Genomic DNA, 23628 nt, shown 5'->3' with positions numbered 1-23628 from the left:
CACTTCGGATTAATTTTCTACCTATGGAGGGTCACAATGACCAAAAAGTACATTTTTCTTATATTCACCGCATTAAACTTATCTGCATGTGGAAGTGATTCATCTCCATCATCAGACACTCACCAAGACAACTCTTCTCTGACCGTATCCCAGTCAATTCAAGCTAAAAGCATACTTTTAGAATGGCATAAAATTGAAGGAATTAAACATTATAAGTTGATACGTTATAGACCCTCGGCTCATGGCTTAATTAGCGAAGTAATTGAACCATCAATCACTGGTACTTCATATAAGCTAAAGATCGAACTCGTCGATTTTGATGCCGCAGCTTCTGATTATGAACTGCTAGCCTGCAAAAATAATGATTATTGTCTTGTTCAATCTCCACAATTTCAATTAAAAAATCTAGAACAAACTGTCATACGGGTTAAAACGAACCTTAAGCATTCCGATTCGAGCAACGTTCGCTTTGGCGATGCACTAACCTGGAAAAATGATCATTTAATCGTCAATTCAGGTGAAGAATCAAATCATATAGTTGGTATTTATACTGCGCAGGAAAATGGCAATTATAATTATGATGAAGAAATAGCGAATAGAACGAGCTATAACACTGAAGCACGAAAATCAACGAATAGCTTAGTGGCCATAGGTAACACTTTCGAAGACATGATGCTTGCAACATCGACGTATTCTGCTTCGGATGAAAACAAAGCGCTCGTTATTTTTGGCAAAACAAATAGTCACTATAATAATGGACACTTAGAACATTGGTTTGAAAATTACAGCGATTCAAGTGGTTCTATTACTGATTCTTATGGCCAAGCTTTAGCTAGCTCAGGTGATAATGGTGGTATCATTGTCATGGGGCACAAAAATAAAAATATGGCAGGAGAAGTCTCACTCTTCCTCAATAAAGATCTCAACTTTCCATCGGCTCCTGAATCGGGCATTAAAACAGTACGTCACCCTAGTGAACTAAAACTAAAGCGTCCAGATGATCTAGCTATCGATGCAAAATTCGGGGCTAGTGTCGCTATTGCAAAAGACAACGTTATAGTCGTTGGTTCTCCTATGGATTCATTACGAAAAGATACAGGTAGCGAAGTCAAGCACGGTGGTACTGTCTATGTATACCGCCTTAACCCCTATCCAAACCATTACACCGATATTTGGCGCTTAGAAACCGTATTGAAAATGCCCATCCCAATTGAAAACAGTGGTTTCGGGTCATCAGTCACTATAAATAAAGACGCAAACCTTATTCTCGTTGGAGCACCTGGGGTTGATAAAGTCTTTAGTTATAAATACGACTCACAGAAAGGTTTTTGGTCAAACGTCGATTCAATAGATCCAGTAAAGGCATTTAAAGGTCAAAATTTTGGTTCTGATATCGCGCTTAGTGACAACGGTTATCTAGCGGTATCCGCCCCACAGGCCCCATGGCGAGGGTTTGGTTTTCATCACAGCCCTGATACCTTAGAAATTGGTGGTGATACAGACGGTGCGGTTTATGTTTACCACTTAACTAACTATGGTGATCGAGACTACGCATGGGAAGGCGTTTTTACTGGTGATAGTGTCAGTGGTGTAAACGAGGAGTTCGGGAAGTCAATGATGTTTAAACCCGGCGCTGATGAGCTTGCTATTGGAGCACCTGGACATCCTTCGGATCCTCTTCTCGATTGGAGTGATAATTCCTGGAAAAATGCTGGATCCGTGTACATTTTCTAAATTAGTAGAGTAACTGTACATCAGCTGAAAGGGTATGGGGAACCAAATTACAACCCGCGCTTGAGAAAAGTAATTAATGGGATCAATAACGTAGATATTCACATCTAGGATTTTATTATCTAGTGGCAATCACCTAATGAGCATGACTTTAATGTAAACATTGAAATTCATATCGAATCAGTCTTGAACTTAACCCTGTGAGTAGGACAATGATATTTAACTTTGTATTATGTTTTTATTTATTGATTAGTTTACATTAGGGGCTTATTTCACTGGTAATAAACTCGATGACTTTACTTATACCCATATCAATTATTGATGGCATCAACCACTCTATAACTAGTCAGAGCCAATGTAAGTTATTATAAAGTTTTATTTAAAATAATATTAGTCACTAAAAAGTAGGAACATTGAAATGAGATCAGGTTATGAAAGTGAACTATCACTTGTTTTTGGTGGTGAAGATATAAAGATGGATCGTATATTATTTCTGATGGAAAGAACTCACCAGTATGAGAGAAGCCTATATTGGATGAAAATGAAATTTCTGATCTTCGGGATGATAATTCCCACAGTACTATCAATAGCTGCACTCTTTTTCTCGGTTATTAAATAAACCGTTTACGTGTATTAACTTAGTCGCAAGGTCGAGCCTACGCTCGACCTATCACATTATATCCAATTATAAATCATCGTGATTCGAACCCAACATACGAGACTTGTCCATTAGGCTGCTATACACATTCCTTTGAACATGAGAGCTTGAAGCGAAAACTGCTTATTTTATCTCGCGTTGATGAAATATATCACACCTTACCCTACTGTTCGTAAATCCGAGCCTTCAAAATCATACGTTTAGAGCGTGACGCTTCTTGATCATCAAACAACGCATACAAAAAAGATCCAATATCACTATTGGAGCTTTTTGTTTATCTCATCAGATTGAAATGCACATTAGCGCCAGCTAAACATCCGGACTTCGTTACCCTCTTCAGGCTTCTTAGGAATGTTTAAAGACAGCGCCAGAGAAACCACTGCCATTGCTGCACCAATGTAAAAAACTGTCGCAGGGGAAGACAACCAAATCACACCAAACGCGACTGGAATAACAACCGCGGCGATATGGTTGATGGTGAAAGAGACACCCGCGGTTGAGGCCATATCAGCAGGATCTGCAATTTTCTGGAAGTAGGTTTTGATCGCTAATGCCAACGCAAAGAACAGATGATCGACCACATACAGCGCGGCTGCCCACTCCGCCGTTTGTACTAAAGCATACCCAACGAACACACCAATCAAACCGACATACTCGAAGATCAGCGCTTTACGCTCACCGACTACACCAATAAATCGACCAATACGTTTGGCAAACAAGAAATTAAACAGATAGTTGATTAAGAACAGTAGCGTTATATCAGCAGCCGAGTAACCGAACTTCTCTACCATCAAGAAGCCTGCGAATACCGTGAAGATTTGTCTTCTTGCACCACTCATAAACGTGAGTGCGTAGTAGAGCCAGTAACGCTTTCTCAGCACCAATTTCTTATTTTGTTGAGTCTTGGTTTGAAACTCAGGGAAGCCAAAGGTCATCACTAAAACCAGAATAAAACCAATGCCTCCAGTAATGCCGTACACCCAAGCGAAATCCAGCTTAAGCTGTTCCAACATCACCCAGATAGATCCGTACGTTATCAATGACGCGAGCGCGCCCACAGAGATCATTTTACCCAGCATCTCTGGTGCTTCTTCTTTATTCAGCCACTGCAAAGATAAAGATTGCTTAAGCGTTTCAAAATAGTGAAAGCCCGTCGACATCAAAATCGTAGTTAGTAACAAGCCTGTGAGTGTAGGAAATAAACCGGTAATCGCCGTGCCTACGGTCAGCATCGCCAGCGATATCAACATAAAGCGTTGCTCACGAATGAATGCCAAAACAAACACCACGGTAAACGCTAAGAAACCAGGAATCTCACGAACGCTTTGCAACAAGCCAATATCGGCACCATCAAAGTTCGCTTTCTCTATCACGAAGTTATTCAGCAGAGCCATCCAGCTTGAAAACGCGACAGGGACAACAATCGAAATCAGTAATAAGAAGTTTTGCGGCGTTTTCCAGCTCGCGGTTTTATCGAACATTTACGGACTCCTGTTCGTCTAATTGAGTGAGCACTCGTAAGGTCAATTGCTCAGTATACGGGTTGATCTTCCAGTGCTCTGGGCTCCAACCTTTTACGAAACGTTGAAAATCAGCCCACGCCACATAAAACATAGGTCGCCATGCTTGCTCTACATCATCGAACGAAAGCTGTGGCTGATAGTACGTCAATGCCTCTTCCAAGTATCGGAAGTAAGTCTCTAACATCTGTGATTCAAGCTTTGCACAATCTTGCGGCCTCACTGCGCTGCTCATAAACAGAGCCACGTCTTTCATCGCACAACCATAACCCACATATTGGAAATCGACCGCAGCCGCGCGTTCGCTTTCCGAATCAAAACAAAAATTGGCGAGCTTGGCATCGCCATGGACTAAGGTTTGATATGGACATTCTTTTAGTAAACGGTCGATGTGCTTGGCTTGGTTCTTCAAGGGTAAATCTGCCAAGGCATTAAACTCATCAGGGCGTGTGTCTAAATGCCAATAAGTACCGACTTGCCACAATGATGACGACTGTTGTTGATTGATATTGATGTGCTTTGCGTGAAAATTAGCGAGCCATTTAAGGCAAGCATCGCGTTGTTTTTGCTCTTCTCGTGTGTAACCAGACGCCAGTTCAGGCTGAGTATCTTTGGTTGCCAGATCGTCAGAAGCAGCAAGCACATCAAACTGAGAGATCAACGGAAAACCGATCTCGGCCAAGTCTTGCATCACAATCAGCCACTCGTTTTCTTGTAACTCACATTGCAACCCTACAGGCACAGGGCAACGCTCATCCCACTGTTGGGTAAACGACTGATACCAAGCCGTTTCCACTTGGTAAGAGTGCACCTTTCGTTGGTGAGATAATTTAGTATTCCAACCCTTGGGGTGTTCTGCTTTATCTGGCAACGCGACATGTTTAACAATCACACTTTTCGGTTCAGCATGGCCTTCTTGAGAAAAGACCAAGCGAACTAACTCGCCATATCCCCCCCACAGGCGTTGAATCACTTGGACATCAAACCCTTCATGACAACCCAACGAGGTCGCTATTTTTTGATAAAGCTCAGGCTGATTTTGACTTGAACTCGCTTCAGGTTGAGCCCGATTATTTGACGATATTGATTGAGACATATTACTCGTTGCTATGCTTTATCAGATAGAAGATGTGACCACTGTGGCTGCCTATTCATGTAGTGAACGACATAGCTACAAACTGGCACAATTTTAAAGCCTGCTTGTTCAATTTCAGGCAAGACCGATTCCATCATCACCTTGCCAAAGCCCTTGCCTTGTAGTTCATCAGGGATTCGTGTCGAAGTGATATGTAGTACATCTCCGTCCTTTTGATACTTAACGACCGCGAACTGGTTGGGTTCTAGCTCAACTGTGATCTGGTTCACTTCTTGATCCCATTTTACTGCCTGCATTCTCAACTCCTGCAAATAATTGATACGACAAACAATAAAAGTTTGAAGTATGAGTTCCTTGTAATAGACTAACGCAAGTGCATATAAATAAAACTAAGTACTTACAAACAAAGTAGTCAATTCAGTGCCATCGGCTTAATATAAAAACAGCAATGATAAAAGGCACTCTATAAATCTATGTGAGTACGCCTACTCAATCTAGCACGTAATAACCCCTTGTTAGCAAGTTACCAATATAACTAACAGACGCATGTTGGCGCATGGAGAATATATAATGAACGCACCACTGAAGAAGCCTTTGGAGCATAATCAGGCACTTCAAGATCCTCGTAACCGCACCGTTTCTACGATAAACAGCACCGATGCACTGGCCATGATTGAGCACGGCAGTGAGCTGACATTAAATGTCTCGACTCCAGTTGGCACGAAGTTTCTCGCCACCACCAAGTTTATCGGTACACACAGTGATAACTGTATTGTGGTTGAGGTTCCCGAGGTATCCAATGAAGATCTGAATTTTTTCTTTCAAGAAGGTTTTTGGATGACCGCTCGAGCCTACTCTCTGCGAGGTGAGGGCGCACTTATTCACTTTAGAAGCCAAATTCACCATAAGATTGGTGAACCCTTCCCTATTCTTGTACTTTCGACACCAAGCACGATGCAAGTCACTCAGTTGCGTAAAGAAACACGCTATGAAGTGAACTTGGCTTCAAGAATTATCTTCAACGACCAACGAGCAAACTGTGAGGTAAGAGACTTATCGAAAAGTGGTTGTCGTTTTGTGACCTCTCCGACCTCTCGTGCAATTCAGATTGCCGATCGAGTGTCTATCGAGATTACGCCTGAGAACTACAATGGCCCTCTTATCCCTCCATTGAGAGGCATCATCTGTAATCTGCAAAAATCGACGCACTACGCTCGATACGGTGTGGAATTTGATGATATTGGCCGAGCTAACGCCAAAAACTTGTTGGCAAAATTAAAGTTCGATGGCACCAAGCTCTGCTTACGAAACGGCTAAGATCATTTAACACACTGCGCTCATCTAATTCGTGAATTGACCAAATACAAACCACTCACTCGCGAGCTAAGTCGCAACCAATAAAAAAGCCATCGACTCTAGAATCGATGACTTTTGCGTTTTGGCTGTTTATTTATCTGTTTATCTGTTTATCTGTTTATCTAGGCATAAACTAGCTAACTATCTAGTCTAGCTATACAGCTATTTACGCAGTGCGTTCAGTTTAGCTTGAGCGATACCAAAGATAGTATCAATTGGATAGCTACCCTCATCACTTGCCTCACCTGCGGCTTTGCCTGTGAACAGTTCAATCGCCTCTGTGACATGGTCAATCGCCCAGATATTGAACTCGCCTTTTTCAACTGCTTTCACGATGTCACCGCGCAGCATTAAGTTATGAACATTCGAACGTGGGATTATCACCCCTTGTTCGTTTGAACGTCCTTTGATTTCACACACATCAAAGAAACCTTCAATTTTCTCGTTCACACCACCAATTGGCTGAGATTCACCGAACTGGTTCATTGAGCCGGTAATCGCAATATCTTGGCGGTTTGGCTGCTTAGAAAACGCAGACACCACCGCACAGAACTCGGCCATACTCGCACTGTCACCATCGACACCACCATACGATTGTTCGAAGGTGATGTTAGTGGTGAGCGGGACTTTAGCTGTCTTACCAAACACTGAAGAAAGATAAGCAGACAAGATCATCACCCCTTTCGAGTGAATACTGCCACCTAGGTCTACGTTTCTTTCAATATCAATCACTTCACCGTCACCGTAAGCTGTGGTAGCCGTGATTCGGTTCGGCGCACCAAACATATGATCGGTAGTACTAAGTACTGACAGAGCATTGACCTGCCCAACCGCCTGACCATCAACATGGATTAGCGTTGTGCCGTTAGTGAAGGTTTCCATTACGCTGTCTTGCAGTCGTCCGACACGCATCTGTTGGTTAGATAACGCTTGGTCGACGTGCGTTGCACGAATCAAGTTCGATTTTGAGCCTCTCGCCACGTAGTTTGACTCACGAAGCAGATTCGCAATGTGTGCCGAGTGCAGCGACAACTTACCTTGGTCACCCGCCTGACGAGAACTGTGCTCAATGATGCGAGCAATCGCTTTACGATCACAATGCAGCATGTTGTTGTCATGTACGATGCTCGAAATGAAGCGTGCATAATGCATTTCAGAATCCGCAGTACGCTTCATCTCATCTTCAAAATCGGCTGTGACACGGAACAGTTCACCGAACTCCGCATCGTAATGTTGCAGCAGTTGATAAGTGCGGTAATCACCAAACAAAATGATCTTAACGTCTAATGGAATGGGTTCAGGATCAAGCGATACCGCTCCCGTTAACGTGACCTCTTTTTCTAATGAAGTGAAGCTCAATTGACGCGAACGTAGCGCGCGCTTCAGGCCTTCCCAAACATAAGGCTGTTCGAGGACTTTAACCGCATCCATCAACAACACACCACCATTGGCTCTATGTAAACTACCAGCGCGAATCAATGAGAAGTCCGTAAATACAGTACCTTTAAAAGTTGCCGTCTCGACATAGCCAAACAGAGAGTGATAATTCGGATTCTCTTCAACCACGATCGGCAAAGTCTCCTCCTTCTGGCTCACAATCACGTTAACCTTGTAGCGACGCGGCATTTTCTTATCCAAAGAGGCGGTCGCAACTTCTGCTTGCTCTGTGCTCTCTTCCAAGAAAATATCTGCGTTGTCGACAATGTCTTTACGCAGTGCCGTCAGGTACTTTTTGATATCTGGATATTGGCTGTAATCTTGCTTCAACTGCTTGATGAAGTGCGTGATCACATCTCGCGCCGTATCATCATTAAGCTTTTGAATTTTCTCTGTATACGTCTCTTCAAGCTCGGTCAGTTCGCGAGAAATGGTTCGTAGACCCACTTCCAATCCATCGATGGTTTTATCGAACTGGTCTTGCTCTTCCGGCGAAAGCAGATCGAAGCTCTCTTCGGTATGAAGATCATCCCCATTCATTGCGACAAACTGGTAATCACCCTGAGTAGTAATCGTCAGGTTGATGCCCTTGTCTTTCGCTTCTTGGCTAATTGTTTCGAGTGCAGCTTGTTGCTTCGTGGCCAATTGGTTTTTAAGCCTATCTGCACGGCTAAAGTACATCTCATTGTCGAATGCGAGCGGCATGGCTTTAAGCAATTTACGCATCAGCTTTTCAATGTCTTGCTTTAAGCTGCTGCCCACGCCACGTGGCAACTTGAGTACCTTCGGTGTACGAATATCTTCAAAGTTCGCGATATAACACCAATCAAAAAGCTCTTGGACCTCTTGAGTGTGTCGGTTTAGATAGCGCAAAATCATGGTTCGCTTACCCAAACCATTTCGCCCTATCGCATAAATGTTGTAACCCTTTTCCTTGATTGACATCGCGAACTCAACGGCCTTTTGTGCACGTTCTTGCCCGACGATTTCGTCAATTGGAGCCAGTTCTTTGGTCGACTTACATGGTAGCTTATCGAGTTCCGCTACCTTATACAGCTGTTCTGTATTGAGTCTTTGCATCGCCATCGCCGCCTCCTTAGTCCTTCATTGCTTGGGTGTAGATAAAATCAGTGTAGATGTAATTTCCTATAAATTTAGTGACTTACGCAACACCGCTGTTCAACTGAACAAATAACGCACAATTTGAGCCATTTTTAAGAATAACCGGCCATTTTATTCATTAACTTAACACGTGAATGATTTTAATTTGCATTTGATAATAAATATCATTAACATTTTCAGATATTATAAATTGAGGATGTGGATATGGAAATTGAACGATGCTGGATGCACTACCTAAAAGCTGAACAGTTAATGGAACAAGGTCACTGGCCAGAAGCACAGCGCCTGTATGGTGATGTTCTAACGTCTCTTCCTCACCACATCCAGGACGCTGCATACCAAAGCGACATCAAGCCCTGCCAATTTGCCTGTCTACTTGCAGGGCTTAGAGACGCAAGTGTCGCTCAATCAGAGATTTTCAACCGTTTAGGCCACCATCAGCAAGCCTTCGACACCTTGAATCAGTCTTACGCACTGATGCAATTTATCTCTCTCGAAAGTACAGAACTGATCCAACGCACCTATTCACTGCTGGAAAAACAGAGTGAAGATCTACTCAATCATTTGATCGCTTTTTGCAGTGCTCAACGCAGTTCGTATTGGATGCTCGAACTAGAACAAATTCAACGTGCTCATCACCATTTTGGGCAACTTAAAACCACGTCAGAAGTGAAATCTTCACCTAATGTCTTAAATTGATAAGGATATATCATGTCGGACCGGGCCATTCTTAAAGTCAATAACCTCTCCGTTAGCTTCACAACCAATGATGGAATCATTGATGCGGTAAAAAAGGTTAACTTTACCCTTAATTCTAGCGAAACCTTGGCCATTGTTGGTGAATCAGGTTCAGGTAAATCAGTCTCTTCTAACGCACTCATGCGTTTGCTCCCTGATAACGCCATCATTGATGCTCAATCTGAAATAGAATTTGAGGGGCAATCAATACTTGGCAAGACTGAACGAGAAATGCAGTCGATTCGTGGCGACAGAATCGGCATGATCTTTCAGGAACCGATGACCTCTTTGAACCCATATCTGCGTGTGGGTATTCAAGTGGCTGAAGCCATTATGTGTCACCGTAAGGTATCAAAGTCAAAGGCCAAACAGCGCGTACTTGAGCTGTTTGAACTGGTTCACCTACCAATGCCAGAGCAAGCCTACACTAAGTATCCTCACGAGTTTTCTGGTGGTCAGCTGCAACGCATCATGATCGCAATGGCCTTGATTAATGAGCCCGATATTTTGATTGCCGACGAACCCACTACGGCATTAGATGTAACGGTTCAGGCTGAAGTGCTCTCTTTGATCAAAGAGATTCAAAGCAAGATGGGCATGGCGATTTTGTTTATCACCCATGACCTTGGGGTAGTAAAACACTTTGCAGACCGTGTTCTGGTGATGTGTAAAGGTGAACTGGTTGAAGAAGGGGTTACTCAAGCCTTATTCGAAAACCCAAGACACGACTACACCCGCATGCTGATTAACTCGATTCCTAAAGGCGCTAAGGTTCCTGTTGAGGCATCAGCTCCAGAGCTGTTGTCTGCTGACGATATCCGAGTTCAGTTCTTGGTTAAATCACATTTCATCAAGAGTAAAAGTCAGTACTTCGAAGCCGTAAAAGGCATTTCGTTGAATCTTAAACAAGGCGAAACGCTAGGCATTGTGGGGGAATCAGGGTCAGGTAAATCGACCCTTGGACGTGCATTAATAGGCTTGCTGCCAAGTACCGGACGTATTGTTTACAAAGGCCAAGATGTTAGCTTGTTAAATGACAAAGAGCGCCACAAGCTCAAGAAAGATGTCCAAATGGTGTTCCAAGACCCTTATGGTTCTTTATCACCACGCATGACAGTTGGGGAAATCATCACCGAAGGCTTAACGGTGCATCAACCTCATCTATCCAAGCAAGAACGTTTAGAAAGAGCGCGCAAAGCATTGATTGAAGTTCGCTTAGAGCCGAATTCAATAAACCGTTATCCACATGAGTTCTCTGGCGGACAAAGACAACGTATCGCGATTGCTCGCGCGCTGATTCTTGAACCTTCTTTCATTTTGCTGGATGAACCGACTTCGGCACTCGATCGCTCAGTACAACTGACCGTGATTGACCTGCTCAAAGACATTCAAGCCAAGCACAATATCGGCTTTCTGTTCATCAGCCACGACCTCTCGGTAGTGAAAGCACTGTCGGATCGTGTATTAGTGATGCAGAAGGGTGAAGTGATGGAAGAAGGGTCTGCAGAAGAGATTTTCAACAACCCGAAAAACGACTACACCAAGAAGTTAATCGCAGCGTCATTCGACTTAGAAAATAAATCGAAAAAAAATGCGGCGTAACGGGAACTAATCAACATTAACAGCGTCTTATATTTACATTCTGAATAATCTCCTAATGGATTGAAATCTAGAATGGATATAGCAAAACTGGTTTGGCCGCCAAAAGAAAAATGTCGCATGGATGCGACATTTTTCGTTTCTGAAGGGAAATAATTCTTCTCGAAGTGTCATTCCCTGGCATCAAATCACTTCATGGCATACTAACGATACAAAGACTTGGTCGACTCTCTCACAATCAAATCAATCGGTGGCAAGCGAGCTTCATGCCTCTCGCCAGATAACAAGTTCAAAATCGACTGAGCACACACCTCACCAATCTCTTCAATCGGCTGTCTCAGCGTCGTCAGGGCTGGCGTGAAATACTTAGACGTAGGCAAGTCATCAAAGCCAATCACAGACACATCTTCTGGCACTTTATAACCGTGGTCAGACAGCGCCTTAATCGCACCGTAAGCCGTTTGATCATTGGCTGCGAATAGAGCGGAAAAATGAACCTTCGACTCTATCAATTCAACGGTTTTCTCATACCCAGATTCACTACTGAAATCACCTTGTTTAACGAGTTTTGGCATCACTTTTATGCCCGCCTCTTGAAGTGCTTTCTTATAGCCTTCAAAGCGATTCCCCGAATCAGGTTGACTTGAAAGCCCCTTAATATGAGCAATATTCACATGCCCTTGTTGCAGTAAATGTAAGGTTGCCATGTAGCCGCCCAATACGTTATCAATGTTGATGGATCGGACGTTATTCTCAACAAAATCGTAGCCAACCATCACGATAGGAATGTCTTGTGCATACTTGGCAATCTCTTCCTGAGTAATACTTCCTGTCACGATGATCATGCCATCCACGTTACTTTTTGCGAGATACTCCAACGCGTGCATTTCCAACTTTTTCTGCCAATGCCCTGTCGCGATTACTAACGAATAGCCTTGAGCGATCAGTGTTTTCTCCATGTCATTGAGAATACGACTGGTATAGGGGCTGTCAGGGTGTTGCACCAACACACCAATGGTGAGTGAACGTCGGTTGGTGTTTTCTTGCATTTGAAAATTAGGTTTGTAGCCAGTATCTTTAATCGCTTGCTCAATATTTTGGCTTTTATCGTCAGACACATAAGTGGTTCGATTAAGGAAGCGAGACACGGTACTGGGAGAAACACCAGCCAGTCTTGCTACATCGTATACTGTTGTTTTTTTTGTTTTAGTGCGCATCTCGATACCCTAATCAAGTGACATTCGGGGAGCTTTAAGCTCCCCATCAGTTTCAACCTGCATACCACTGCTTTCGTTGAAAATCGTGTCATTAAGTTAATACATGTAGGCGAAGATCATCCCCGGTCTGAAGTAACGGCCAGCCGTGTATTTCAAGCCAGTACTCAATAGCCATTTGTGTAAGCCTGCCAGCTTTTCTAACGGAATTTCGCCGCCTATCATTTTAACAAAATTGTCAGTATCTTTCGTTAATGTTGGGTTGATGCGACCGTCAGACAGCACACACTTTTGACATTTAAGTACACTTAGCCAGCTTTTCGCATCATTTTGCGACACTTTAAATACTTCTATAAGATCTTTCTCGTTGACAGACACAGAGCAATTGAATCCCTCTGGCGCTGCAAATGGAATTTTCGAATAGTCATAGAGCGCGGTATACACAGTATCCATCAATGTTTCTGCTTGTTGCGATTTCCCCGCTAAGTTCAACGCCGTTGCCACGCTAAACTGAACACCAATCCACACATCTTGTGCCTGAAATGCTTCATGTGGTGAACCGTCGGCTAACGTCATATTCGCAACACCCAACTTAGGACTATTAATTTCAAAGTTGTGCTTATAAACATAGTCCAATGCGCGTTGGATGTTCTGTTGTGGGAAAATACCTTCCAAGCCGATGAGCTTTAGGTAACTGTCGGCCAACAAGGCATCACCAAAACTGTTATCGGAATCAGGTACTAGTTCTAGATATTCTTGAGTAAAGGCTTGAGGCGCGGTCTCACTCAGCAAGCGTTTCTTAGAGACTCTTTGAGATACCTTACTGATATTGATAGAAGTATCTGTTTCATTTAAATAGGTATTGAGCGTGTTCTTGTCAGCAATCGCATCGCCAGTCAATGAAAGTCCTAAGGTTTCCAGAGCTTGATAGCCCGCACCGGTTAGATGCTTGGCTTGAACTGGCGTCACGAAGAAGTGGTAGTAACCCTCTTTGTCATCCCACAAGCTTTGCTCAACCGTGGCTAACGCCTTTTTAGAACGCGTTAAGTAACCGCTAGCTAGCTCGCTTTCACCCATCAATTGTGCAAGTTCGCTCGCGGCTTGTAGACCTGCTACCCAAAGGCTCGCGCAGTAAATAGAGATGCCGTGAGACGCAAGGTTATCAAAGGTATCGTCTGTGCCACGGGTTAGCGGTAAATCGTCACCTTCAGCGATCAAATTCGATAAGAAATCGATGCTTTCAGTTACCGCTTGCCAGCACTCTTTAACCACAGAGAGATCTTGGGTGTTTTGGTAATGGCGGTACACCATCAGAATGTATTTCGGCGCTAAGTCCTTCCACTCTTTCACGTTGTGCCAGCTGTAAGCATCGGGCTGGATGTCAAACGGACTACCCAAGTCGTGGATTACCGCACCTCGAATTGCACGCACGCCTTGGTACTTGTCATCAATCAATTCGGCATTGGGCGTCGCTTCGTATTCCCAGTAGCGGCGCTCGGTAAAGTCTTCCGCCAAAATGGCCTTAGAAAACTCTTTCATCACGCAGCCATCAAGCTCAGGCAACAAATAAAGTAGTGAGAATGAGCCGTAGAAATACACATCCAGAGAGTTAAAGAATGGGTAGTCGACACACTCTTTTACTAAGAATTTATCTTCTTTATCCCATACCGTTGATTCCGCTAAGAACGACAATGAATTCATCGCCATCGTCGCATAGCGAAGTGCTGAATCAGGCTGCGAGATCTTGCTTTGAGCTTGCTCTAGGAAGGTTGCTTGTTGCTTCACGATCTGTTGCTCAATCGCTTCTAGCTCAGGCAATACGTCTTCTAACATCGGCAGAGCTGGTTGCGTTTGCGGGTAAAATTGCGTGTAAGCCTTCTCTGAATGCCAACCATTAAGCATGACTTTGCTGTGTGCCATTACTTGCGCAAAACGCAGGTCAACAGACTCTCCCGCTTCTAGCTCAACCTGCACCACAACCAAAGCGCTCAGTGCTTCACGCCCCGTGTAAATTCCCGTTTGGAACTCACCGTTTGTGCGACCTGTTTTCAGTGCAAATTCGGTTTGTTTCGCCGTTTTAGATGTATAAAACGTCGGTTTCACGGACACCGATACTTTGCCAGATTCAGTCAGGCGATTATCAGTTTGGACACCGAATACCACCTCGCCTTCAATATCACTTTGATAAGGCGATTGGCTGTAGAGTTGAACACCAGTAAAACTGCAGCTTTCGCCCTTTAAGTTAACCGCATCATGCTGCTGAGCGATTGGGTTTTGAGACAGAGTACATGCCGAATCTTGAATGCCATCACGACCTTTTTGATAGGTTGAACCAATCAAGTTTTGTAGTGGTTGAGCAAGCGTAATCACGCGTGGTTGCGATGAATTATTTGTTAATTCGAAGTGATTCCAGTGCATCGGTAAAGAACAGAGGCGTTTGTTCTCTTTAACGATCGGAGATACTACCTTGCGCTTTATATTAATATCTTCGAAGCTACTGTATTTATATTCAGCCAATGGATATAAAGCTTGGTATTCTATATCTCTGCCATTAACTCTATCTATATCACTGCCATTGAGACTATCCATATCATTATTATCACCCGCGGTAAGCGATAATAACTTCGTTGTATCATTTATTAATAAACCATTAAAGAAATCTAAGGCTACATATAATTGACAAATAGTTGAGTCTGAATCTTCTTCAATTAACAATTGAGTCTTATTTGAAAATTCAACGTTCCATTTTGTAAAGTTAGCTTTATTTTCTTGGTAGAAGCGACCATTTTTTAATGCTGCTTGAATGAGACTAATCGCATCCGACATTTCTCTACTTTCAATCTTTTTTCCATCGAACAAAGCCGGATAAAAGTTCAGGTGAACGCTTAGCTCTTGTTCATTAAGAACTTGCAGCGTGTCGATGGTTGGCACATTCATCACTGACGCATAAAAATCATTAAAATTAATAACTTGCTCTGAACAATCAACAAATATTCCCGGAATAAAGCTGAAATTTGGTGTTTTGCCGTTTGGCGTCAGTGTAAATGTGTTACCAATTCCGCCCACCGCCATACCGGTATTTTCTGGTGTGGTAGAAATTGGCGTGTACCAAGGTTGAATAAATTCAACTGCATCACCTTTTTTACATAAGTATTCCGAATTTCCTGAGTAGCTCGTATATGGAATTTTATTATTCATTTTAAAACCGCCATTGAATATTTTTTTCTTCTTGTTAATATCTTTTAAAAATGGAGACATCAACATGTTTAAAATTACAAATGAAAAATTTGGAAATATTGACTCTGTCACATTAATAAACCACCAACATGGTATAGAACTTCAAATAATCAATGGATTTGGTGCTGTTATTAATAAATATATCGTAAATAACAGTCCATTCTCTTTTATTTGTGGTTATCAGAATTATGATGAACTGATCAACCAACATCCGTTCTTTTCCCGCAGTGCTAAATTATTCCCTTTTCCAAACCGTTTAAACTTAGGTCGTTACAGTTTCGATAATCAAAACCATCAACTCCCAGCTAATTTTCCTTGGTCTGATCACGCCGTACACGGCCTGCTCTACAACCAACCTTTTTCAATCACAAACAACGTAGCCACTGAAGAATCCGCCAGTGTGACGTTGCAGTATCAAACATCGTCTTTGCACCCTGCTTTCCCGTTTGCTTTCAACCTTGAAGTAACCTTCACTGTCGACATCACGGGTAAACTCACTTCCTCAACGACCGTCTCTAATCTGGGTGATTCAACCTTCCCATTCGGTGATGCTTGGCACCCTTATTTCTCACTCGGCACTGAGCTAGAACAATGTGGACTCACTATGTCTCCTTGCTCTGAGGTCATCCACGAAAACGACCTACCCAATGGTGAAAAACTGGCTTTTGACTGTTTGTCTTTGGAGGATTCACTCACCAATCAAAGCTTAAATCACTGCTTTGAATTTGATTCCAAGACAACCAATCAACTTGCGTTTACGCGCTCAGATTCGTCTGCCGCAATTCGCTATCAACAAGATGCAAGCTACCCATTCGTTCAGCTTTACACACCGACTAGCGAACAAAGTATTGCAATAGAACCAATGACTTGCCCAGCTGATGCATTCAATAACCAGATAGGCTTATTGACGCTTAGCCCGAACCAATCTCAGACCTTTACTTGGCAATGCCAAGCCAGCTATCAACCACAGTGATGCAACCAAAATAAAGCGACACTAAAGAGAAACCAAAAAGCAATAAAGGGCGCATAAAGCGCCCTTCTCATTGTTAACCTAAAACCACTTCTATGGTGTGCTCACCCGATGTAAATACCGGTGCTTTGTTACCTGAAATCAGGTCACCATTTACCTTCATCTCTACCACACCTTTGCAGACGTTATTCGGGTTAGTGACATGAATGTTGTATGTTGCACCACGGAACTGACGACGGACTTTAAACTCAGGCCACTCAGCCGGAATACAAGGGTCCACCAGCAAACCATCCACTTCAGGGCGGACACCCAAAATCCACTGCGTACCCGCCACGTAGGTCCAAGATGAAGTACCAGAAAGCCATGCGTTACGTCCTAAACCAAACTGCTTGTGCTCGTCACCCAAGATGTTTTGAGGGTAGCAGTAAGGCTCAGATTCAAAGGTATCAATGTCATCGTTCTTAGACGCTGGGTTTATTTGACGGTAGTACTCATACGCACGTTCGCCGTTGCCCATTTTCGCTTCTGCAATCATTACCCAAGGGTTTGAATGCAGGAAGATGCCGCCATTCTCTTTCGCACCCGGTGGGTACGTTGAAACGCCACCTAGCTGTGGATCAAAGCCGTTGTAGCCTGGCGTTGAAAGCTTGATGCCATTCGCCGTGTTCAGTTTGTTGTAAACCGAATCTAACGCTTGTGTTGCGCGCTCTTGCGTTGCAAAACCAGAGATCACAGGCCAGCTTTGACCATTAGTGTAGATCTGACCTTGCTCGTTTTTATGAGAACCAATTGGCAAGCCTTGCTCATCGAAGTAACGAACGAACCATTCGCCATCCCAACCACACTCATTGACCGTACTCTGCATCTGCTGATATTGGTCCTTGAACTTAGCCGTCAGTTTCGCTTCACCACGCAACTCACATAGGTCCAACATATCGAGCAGTGCTTTGCCGTACATATTGGCAACCATCATTGACTCAGCACCTGTTGGTAGGTTCACCGTGTCATTCCAGTCAGCGAAACCTAATAGCGGTAAGCCATGTTCACCCGTGTTGGTGTAGGTAAATTCAATAGAGCGACATAGGTGGTTCCAAACGGTTCCGGTTTCAACGGGGTTGCCGTCTTTGTCTTTCTGGTAGAACGGGATCTCTTTATTCAAGAAGTCCGCATTGCCCGTTTCTTTCACATATTGAGTCACCGCATAGATGATCCACAGGTGATCATCGCCGTAGTAATCAGGGCGGTCTTCCTCTTCACGAGAGTCACCCGCGTTCGCTTCCATTGTTGATGGGAAGAACTGATGCATCGCAGAACCGTTAGTATTCTGAACAGACAACAGACGCTCGATGAACTCACGCGCCTCTTCTGGCATGTGAGTAATTACGCCTAAAGTATCTTGCGAAGAATCACGGAAACCGATGCCACGAGCCCCATAACCAAGCTGGTACAGAGACAGGTAACGAGACCAGTTTTTGGTTGTGTGACACTGACGTGGGTTATGTACGTTCAGCATCGAGTTCATTGCCGGGTCTGGCGTTTCAACCTGAACCGCTTGTAGGTAACCATCCCAATGTTCCGCCAGTTCAGCGAAAGCAGAATCGACCACTTGATGGTCACGGTATTTAGCCAATAGAGGCAATGCTGCTTCTAGGCTCTGTTCTTGCGCGATTTGTACAATCGTACGTTCGGTCTGCTCTGGAGATAACCAACCTAGACGCAGGTTCAGTGCGCCAATGTTGTCGCCACGCAAACACTCGGTGTTGCCTAATTCATCATTGTTTAGTGCTTCTGGCGCTGCCCATGTACCGTAGCCCAAATTACCTAGGAACGATTGGCGATCACCATCAAAAGACGTCGCAGGGCGATCCGCTGTCATCAGGTTCACCGCGTAGTCACGCTTCATGAAAGCATACTGCTCAAGCACGGTATAACCCGATTCTTGTTGGTGTGCTTTTAGCGTCATGGTTTGTGGAACCCAGTCCGCATTGAGTAGCTGTTTAAGCGCATCGAAGTGTGTGAATTCGTACACAGGCACCACATCAACGTGTAGCGCTTTGTCTGAAATGTTGGTGACTTTGATGTCTTGTAGCAGTACTTGGTCAGCTTTTGGTACAAAGAACGTCGCTTCACAACGCACACCAAAGGCTTCTGCAATGATGGTGGTGTATGACAAACCAGTGTGGTTTTCAAACTTGTCTAATGGCTTTAAAGTTGGCGTGTAGAAAGGTGAGAACACCTCTACGTTGCCCGCTTCATCACGTACCTTGAGGTACATAGTCGAGCCTTTGAAGTCTGAGTTTGGCAGTTGAGCAATGTACTTAGTAATGCGGTTGAGTGCCGGATCGCCCTTACACAGCAATACGCCGCCGTTGCTATCTACAATGCCACCGAAATCTAATGTGCCCACGTAGTTACACCATTTGATCGGTGTGCACGGTGTGGTTGCTACGTATTCTTTGTTTTTATCGTCAAAATATCCGAATTTCATCATCACTATCCCTAGCCCCTCCCAAATCAGGAGGAGCCAAAACAATTTGTCGTAAGTTGGTTGGTGTCAGCTCAATGGCTGATTTAAATTGACTGGTTAGCTCGCTAGCGAGTTCTCACTGAGAGCATCGAACAAGTGGAAAGCATCCAAATCCAAGTAAAGCGTCAGATCTTTTACATCCACTTCAGCCGCTTGGGTTTCAACCATCAGCGGTTGACCGCCAATTTCTGTTTTCAGAAGAATGCTTGCGCCCAGTAATTCCTTGTCTTTGATTTTCACAGGGAATGGCAGCACGCGGTCGTGGTCAACTTGCTCGGCACGTAGGTGAATGTCCGTTGGACGAACACCAAAATGCAGCGCTAGGTTCTTAGATGCCAGAGACTTAAAGCGCTCAGGAAGTGGGATATGAACATCGCCAATTTCAACGAAGTACTCACCTTCAGTCTCAGTCAGTTTCGCTTCCAGCATATTCATTGACGGGTTACCAATGAATTGCGCGACAAACTTGTTAGCAGGGCGTTGGAACACCTCAGTTGGCGTACCGACTTGTGCCACATAACCGTCTTTCAGAATCACGATACGATCCGCCAGTGTCATCGCTTCAATCTGATCGTGCGTTACGTAAATCGTGGTCGTTTTTAGTTCACGGTGCAGGTGTTTGATCTCTTCACGCATCACACCACGAAGTTTCGCATCTAGGTTAGATAGTGGCTCATCGAACAAGAAGACTTTAGGCGTACGAACCATCGCTCGGCCCATCGCAACACGCTGACGCTGACCACCAGAAAGCTCTTTTGGCTTACGGTTCAGTAGCGGGTCAAGCTCTAGCATTTTCGCCGCTTTTAGCACTTCTACGTCGATGTCTGCTTTCGGCATGCCTTTCAGTTTTAATGCAAAGGCGATGTTCTCGTACACCGTCATATGTGGGTACAGAGCGTAGCTTTGGAATACCATCGCCAAGTCACGGTCTTTCGCGTCGACTTTATTCATCAACTTACCGCCAACTACGATGTCACCAGAGCTGATGCTTTCAAGGCCAGCAAGCATGCGTAGCGTTGTTGATTTACCACAGCCAGATGGGCCAAGGAAAACCACGAACTCGCCGTCTTCAACCGTAAAATCAAACTCTTTTACAACCTCAACATCACCGAATGATTTCTTGATGTTCTTAAATTCTACTTTAGCCATTATCTGTTCTCCTCAGCGCGCTCTAGAAGCATATTTCGGTACGCAATTGCGCTCTGTTTCAATGTTCTTTCTTGGGTGGTGTAGTCAACATAGACAATGCCAAAACGCTGGCAGTAGCCGAATGCCCACTCAAAGTTATCCATCAAGCTCCAAGCGAAGTAACCATCGACTTTCACACCCGCTTCAACGGCGTTGTGAACCGCTTCGATGTGACCTTGGAAATAACGAACTCGTTGGTCATCCATCACTTGTCCGTTAACGCGCTCGTCGTTGCCTGCAGCACCATTTTCAGTAATGTAGATAGGTGGCATATTTTCGTAGCGAGCATCCAGTCGGACCAATAAGTCGGTTAAACCTTGTGGGTTGATCTCCCAGCCGATGTAAGTGTGTTCAGCTTCAGTTTGCTTCACCGATTCAATATCGCCGTTCTCATTGAAGCGAGCGACATTGCGTGTGTAGTAGTTAATACCGATGTAATCAACTGGAGCACTGATGATGTCTAAGTCACCTTCAAGGATCATCGGCATGTTCATCGCTTGGCGTTCAACCACTAACTGTGGGTATTCACCTTTCAATACTGGGTCGATGAACCAGTGATAGTTCTCCGCTTCGCAGTAGTCTGCTGCCGCTTGGTCTTGTGGCGTCAGTGGGTAGGCTGGTGTCGCGTTAAATACCACACCATGCTTAGCATGAGGCGCATTCTTACGAAGAATCGGCATTGCCAAACCGTGTGCCAACATTAGGTGGTGAGACGCTAGGTAGCCCTCTTTTTCGCCCTTGATACCTGGCGCATGTTCGCCCCAACGGTAGCCTAGGAATGCAGACACAAATGGTTCATTGAGCGTGGTGTACACGTCGATGTTGTCACCAAAGTATTTGCTCACCACTTCTGCGTATTCTGCGAATTTGTAAGACGTTTCACGGTTTAGCCAGCCGCCTTTATCTTCAAGGTATTGCGGCAGATCCCAGTGATAAAGCGTCACATAAACTTTCATTCCACGAGCATGACACTCATCGATGATCTGGCCGTAAAACTCTAGGCCTTGCTGATTCACCACACCGTCTTGCGGCAGGATGCGTGGCCACGCAATAGAGAGACGGTAAGCATCAACGCCTAAGCCTTGAATCATCTCGATATCTTGTTGCCATAAATGGTAGTGATCACACGCCACATCACCATTGTCACCGTTATCGACCTTGCCCGGCTTCTTACAGAAAGTGTCCCAGATAGACGGTGTACGACCGCCCTCTTCTACGCCGCCTTCAATTTGGTATGAAGATGTCGCGACACCGAATACAAACTCCTTACTACGTAACTTTGAATCACTTGGAAGTTGATATTTATTCATTGTTATAACCCTTAAACCTAACCTTTAACTGCGCCGGACGTTAAACCACTGATCATCTGTTTCGATGCGAACAAGTAAGTAATCACGAGTGGTAAAATTGAAATTGTAGTACCTAGCATCACCGCGCCCCATGGCGTATTTGGAATGCCTTGAACGCTTCGTAGCGCCTGTGTAATCACGTAATTATCTGGGTTGTTAAGCACCACGAGAGGCTGCATAAACATGTTCCAGAAGAAAACGAATTGAACGATAGCCAGTGTTGCTAATGCGGGCTTCATCAGTGGCAATACCACACTCCAGTACGTTCTAAACTCACCAGCACCATCCAGCTTTGCGGCTTCCAATAGCTCTTTAGGAATCGATGCAATCACGTGCTGACGCATCAGGAAGATACCAAATGGTGTCGTGGTGAACGGCAGCCACACCGCCATATGGTTGTCTAACAAGCCTAGGAATTTCACGATCATGAAGTAAGGGATCAAGCTAAGCACCGGCGGAATCGCCATTGAGCCAACCAGCATGCCGAACAACACGTTCTTACCGCGGAACTTAAACACAGCAAACGCGTAACCACCCATGCTACAAAACAGCAGCGAGATGGTGGTGCCTAAGAAAGCCACGTAAATCGAGTTAAACATCGCTTTCCAAAACGGCATGATTTCAAGCAATTTGGCGTAGTTAATCGCCAGGCTATCGCCAATCGCAAAGCTAATGCCCGTGCCGAAAATTTCAGAACGGTCACGCGTTGATAGCAGTGCCGACCATACAAATGGAAAGACTGTAATTAGCGCTGAAACAACCAGTAAAATGCCTAACATGACCATCAAGATCTTAGTCAGAATATACATGCTGCGTTCGCTTGGCATCAGTCCACTTAGTGGTGAGGTATTTGTCTTAATTGATGTCGACATCTTAATGTTCCCCTAAGCCTTTCTTACCGAAGAGTAAAAATTGAACCAATGTACAAGTCGCGATGAGTGCAAACAGTAACCATGAGATAGCAGATGCTGTGCCCATTTCTAGCCATTCCCAACCCACTTTGTAGAGGTACATCGAGATAGTTAAACCAGATTGGCCAGTACCACCTGTACCACGTGTTAATACGAACGGTTCTTCAAACATTTGCAGGTTACCGATGATGGTCATCGTGATAGCAAAGAAGATGAATGGACGAATCATTGGTAGTGAAATGTTCCAGAAGCGGCGGAAGGCATTGGCACCATCCATACGTGCAGCTTCTAAGATGTCTTTAGGTATCGTCATTAAACCCGTCGTGTAAAGGACGATGTTAAAACCGGTGTATTTCCAGAAAACCATGATTGCGATAGACGGCTTCACCATAGTGGCATCGTCTAACCAACGGATTGGTTGGAAATCGTTAACCCAAGCGAATGCCCAACCAAACAGCGTGCTATCGGCCAGAGCCATTAGCGTTTGGTTAATAATTCCTGAGTTAGGAGAGTACATGTTGAAGAAAATCAGAGACGCTGCGACCGTTGATGTAATGAACGGTAGAAAGTACGCCGATGTTAGCCAGTGACGCATACGGTCACCCATTGAAACCAACATGTAAGCCACTGGAATAGCAACTAAATGCTGAGCCACACCTGACGTGATCGCTAGCCAAAACGTATTCTTCAATGAACGCCATAACCACGGGTCAGTCAAGGCAATGTAATAGTTCTCAAAACCAACGAACTCCATTGCATCCATGCCTCTTACCGGGTTCCACTCGTGGAACGACAGGTAAACGGAGAACAACAGCGGGAAGATCCCAAATACAGAAAAAATGATCAGAAACGGCAGAAGAAATCCATACGGTGTAAGCGCTTTCAAATTTAGACGAGAAAAAAGACTTTTATCCGCAGGTTCCATCGTTGTGCTCGCTGTATGATTCATAGTAACGACCTCTTAAAAAAAGGAAG

16 protein-coding genes are annotated in these 23628 nt (G+C 44.3%); 5 read left to right on the top strand and 11 right to left on the bottom strand.

All coding sequences use genetic code 11. The features are described from left to right. Positions 1 to 36: 36 nt before the first annotated feature. Positions 37 to 1734, top strand: coding sequence for a hypothetical protein (locus L3V33_RS06865; RefSeq protein ID WP_237290055.1), 1698 nt, complete (start codon positions 37 to 39; stop codon positions 1732 to 1734). A 954-nt stretch (positions 1735 to 2688) separates the two neighbouring features. Here the strand turns inward: L3V33_RS06865 and L3V33_RS06860 are convergent. From L3V33_RS06860 to L3V33_RS06850, 3 genes are read right to left on the bottom strand one after another with little or no spacing between them, the layout of a single operon-like run. Continuing rightward, on the bottom strand, positions 2689 to 3870 hold the full coding sequence (locus L3V33_RS06860) for an MFS transporter (protein ID WP_146455375.1): 1182 nt from the start codon (positions 3868 to 3870) through the stop codon (positions 2689 to 2691). After that, positions 3860 to 5005, bottom strand: a complete 1146-nt coding sequence (locus tag L3V33_RS06855; RefSeq protein ID WP_237290054.1) for a phosphotransferase — start codon at positions 5003 to 5005, stop codon at positions 3860 to 3862. The genes L3V33_RS06860 and L3V33_RS06855 overlap by 11 nt, the downstream gene beginning before the upstream one ends. Positions 5006 to 5016: 11 nt before the next feature. Next, positions 5017 to 5301 (bottom strand): GNAT family N-acetyltransferase, encoded by a 285-nt coding sequence (locus L3V33_RS06850; protein WP_004732803.1) that lies wholly within the window; start codon positions 5299 to 5301, stop codon positions 5017 to 5019. Positions 5302 to 5575: 274 nt separating this feature from the next. On the opposite strand from L3V33_RS06850, the gene L3V33_RS06845 reads away from it, so the two are divergent. After that, positions 5576 to 6322: a flagellar brake protein gene (locus L3V33_RS06845; RefSeq protein ID WP_237290053.1), complete on the top strand. Its 747-nt coding sequence runs from the start codon at positions 5576 to 5578 to the stop codon at positions 6320 to 6322. Between the two features lie 201 nt (positions 6323 to 6523). Here the strand turns inward: L3V33_RS06845 and L3V33_RS06840 are convergent, their stop codons facing one another. Beyond that, positions 6524 to 8884 carry an ATP-binding protein gene (locus L3V33_RS06840; RefSeq protein ID WP_017083022.1) on the bottom strand — a complete coding sequence of 787 codons (2361 nt, stop codon included), beginning with the start codon at positions 8882 to 8884 and terminating at the stop codon, positions 6524 to 6526. A 240-nt stretch (positions 8885 to 9124) separates the two neighbouring features. On the opposite strand from L3V33_RS06840, the gene L3V33_RS06835 reads away from it, so the two are divergent. Together L3V33_RS06835 and L3V33_RS06830 are read left to right on the top strand one after the other, a co-directional pair. Continuing rightward, on the top strand, positions 9125 to 9619 hold the full coding sequence (locus tag L3V33_RS06835) for a hypothetical protein (protein WP_004732800.1): 495 nt from the start codon (positions 9125 to 9127) through the stop codon (positions 9617 to 9619). 12 nt (positions 9620 to 9631) lie between these two features. Beyond that, positions 9632 to 11260, top strand: a complete 1629-nt coding sequence (locus L3V33_RS06830) for an ABC transporter ATP-binding protein (RefSeq protein WP_237290052.1) — start codon at positions 9632 to 9634, stop codon at positions 11258 to 11260. Between the two features lie 200 nt (positions 11261 to 11460). Here L3V33_RS06830 and L3V33_RS06825 read toward each other — a convergent pair whose 3' ends face one another. Both L3V33_RS06825 and L3V33_RS06820 read right to left on the bottom strand, forming a co-directional pair. Beyond that, a complete protein-coding gene (locus L3V33_RS06825; protein ID WP_004732795.1) occupies positions 11461 to 12474 on the bottom strand; it encodes a substrate-binding domain-containing protein in 1014 nt (337 codons plus the stop codon). A 96-nt stretch (positions 12475 to 12570) separates the two neighbouring features. After that, the gene (locus L3V33_RS06820; RefSeq protein WP_237290051.1) at positions 12571 to 15669 is read right to left on the bottom strand and encodes a GH116 family glycosyl hydrolase; all 3099 of its coding nucleotides are present in this window, start codon (positions 15667 to 15669) and stop codon (positions 12571 to 12573) included. 64 nt (positions 15670 to 15733) lie between these two features. Here L3V33_RS06820 and L3V33_RS06815 point away from each other — a divergent pair, with 64 nt between their 5' ends. After that, positions 15734 to 16681, top strand: coding sequence for an aldose 1-epimerase (locus L3V33_RS06815; RefSeq protein WP_237290050.1), 948 nt, complete (start codon positions 15734 to 15736; stop codon positions 16679 to 16681). A 73-nt stretch (positions 16682 to 16754) separates the two neighbouring features. On the opposite strand, the gene L3V33_RS06810 is transcribed toward L3V33_RS06815, so the two are convergent. The 5 genes from L3V33_RS06810 to L3V33_RS06790 form a co-directional block, all read right to left on the bottom strand. Next, entirely contained in the window at positions 16755 to 19169 is a 2415-nt protein-coding gene (locus L3V33_RS06810; RefSeq protein WP_237290049.1) for a glycosyl transferase, read from the bottom strand. 93 nt (positions 19170 to 19262) lie between these two features. Beyond that, a complete protein-coding gene (ugpC, locus tag L3V33_RS06805) occupies positions 19263 to 20354 on the bottom strand; it encodes a sn-glycerol-3-phosphate ABC transporter ATP-binding protein UgpC (RefSeq protein ID WP_237290048.1) in 1092 nt (363 codons plus the stop codon). Further along, a complete protein-coding gene (locus tag L3V33_RS06800) occupies positions 20354 to 21703 on the bottom strand; it encodes a GH1 family beta-glucosidase (RefSeq protein ID WP_237290047.1) in 1350 nt (449 codons plus the stop codon). The genes ugpC and L3V33_RS06800 overlap by 1 nt, the downstream gene beginning before the upstream one ends. A 17-nt stretch (positions 21704 to 21720) precedes the next feature. Then, on the bottom strand, positions 21721 to 22569 hold the full coding sequence (locus L3V33_RS06795) for a carbohydrate ABC transporter permease (protein ID WP_017077012.1): 849 nt from the start codon (positions 22567 to 22569) through the stop codon (positions 21721 to 21723). 46 nt (positions 22570 to 22615) lie between these two features. Beyond that, positions 22616 to 23602, bottom strand: a complete 987-nt coding sequence (locus tag L3V33_RS06790) for a sugar ABC transporter permease (RefSeq protein ID WP_237290046.1) — start codon at positions 23600 to 23602, stop codon at positions 22616 to 22618. Positions 23603 to 23628 lie beyond the last annotated feature (26 nt).

Source organism: Vibrio sp. A2-1, from assembly GCF_021728355.1.
GTDB lineage: Bacteria > Pseudomonadota > Gammaproteobacteria > Enterobacterales > Vibrionaceae > Vibrio > Vibrio splendidus_K.
The sequence above is the reverse complement of the archived record's forward strand: the minus strand, read 5'-3'. Positions and strand labels throughout refer to the sequence as shown.

Coding starts and splice junctions, on each gene's coding strand:
- L3V33_RS06865 (WP_237290055.1), top strand. CDS start 37: ATGACCAAAAAGTACATTTTTCTTATATTCACCGCATTAAACTTATCT.
- L3V33_RS06860 (WP_146455375.1), bottom strand. CDS start 3,870: ATGTTCGATAAAACCGCGAGCTGGAAAACGCCGCAAAACTTCTTATTA.
- L3V33_RS06855 (WP_237290054.1), bottom strand. CDS start 5,005: ATGTCTCAATCAATATCGTCAAATAATCGGGCTCAACCTGAAGCGAGT.
- L3V33_RS06850 (WP_004732803.1), bottom strand. CDS start 5,301: ATGCAGGCAGTAAAATGGGATCAAGAAGTGAACCAGATCACAGTTGAG.
- L3V33_RS06845 (WP_237290053.1), top strand. CDS start 5,576: ATGAACGCACCACTGAAGAAGCCTTTGGAGCATAATCAGGCACTTCAA.
- L3V33_RS06840 (WP_017083022.1), bottom strand. CDS start 8,884: ATGGCGATGCAAAGACTCAATACAGAACAGCTGTATAAGGTAGCGGAA.
- L3V33_RS06835 (WP_004732800.1), top strand. CDS start 9,125: ATGGAAATTGAACGATGCTGGATGCACTACCTAAAAGCTGAACAGTTA.
- L3V33_RS06830 (WP_237290052.1), top strand. CDS start 9,632: ATGTCGGACCGGGCCATTCTTAAAGTCAATAACCTCTCCGTTAGCTTC.
- L3V33_RS06825 (WP_004732795.1), bottom strand. CDS start 12,474: ATGCGCACTAAAACAAAAAAAACAACAGTATACGATGTAGCAAGACTG.
- L3V33_RS06820 (WP_237290051.1), bottom strand. CDS start 15,669: ATGAATAATAAAATTCCATATACGAGCTACTCAGGAAATTCGGAATAC.
- L3V33_RS06815 (WP_237290050.1), top strand. CDS start 15,734: ATGTTTAAAATTACAAATGAAAAATTTGGAAATATTGACTCTGTCACA.
- L3V33_RS06810 (WP_237290049.1), bottom strand. CDS start 19,169: ATGATGAAATTCGGATATTTTGACGATAAAAACAAAGAATACGTAGCA.
- ugpC (WP_237290048.1), bottom strand. CDS start 20,354: ATGGCTAAAGTAGAATTTAAGAACATCAAGAAATCATTCGGTGATGTT.
- L3V33_RS06800 (WP_237290047.1), bottom strand. CDS start 21,703: ATGAATAAATATCAACTTCCAAGTGATTCAAAGTTACGTAGTAAGGAG.
- L3V33_RS06795 (WP_017077012.1), bottom strand. CDS start 22,569: ATGCCAAGCGAACGCAGCATGTATATTCTGACTAAGATCTTGATGGTC.
- L3V33_RS06790 (WP_237290046.1), bottom strand. CDS start 23,602: ATGAATCATACAGCGAGCACAACGATGGAACCTGCGGATAAAAGTCTT.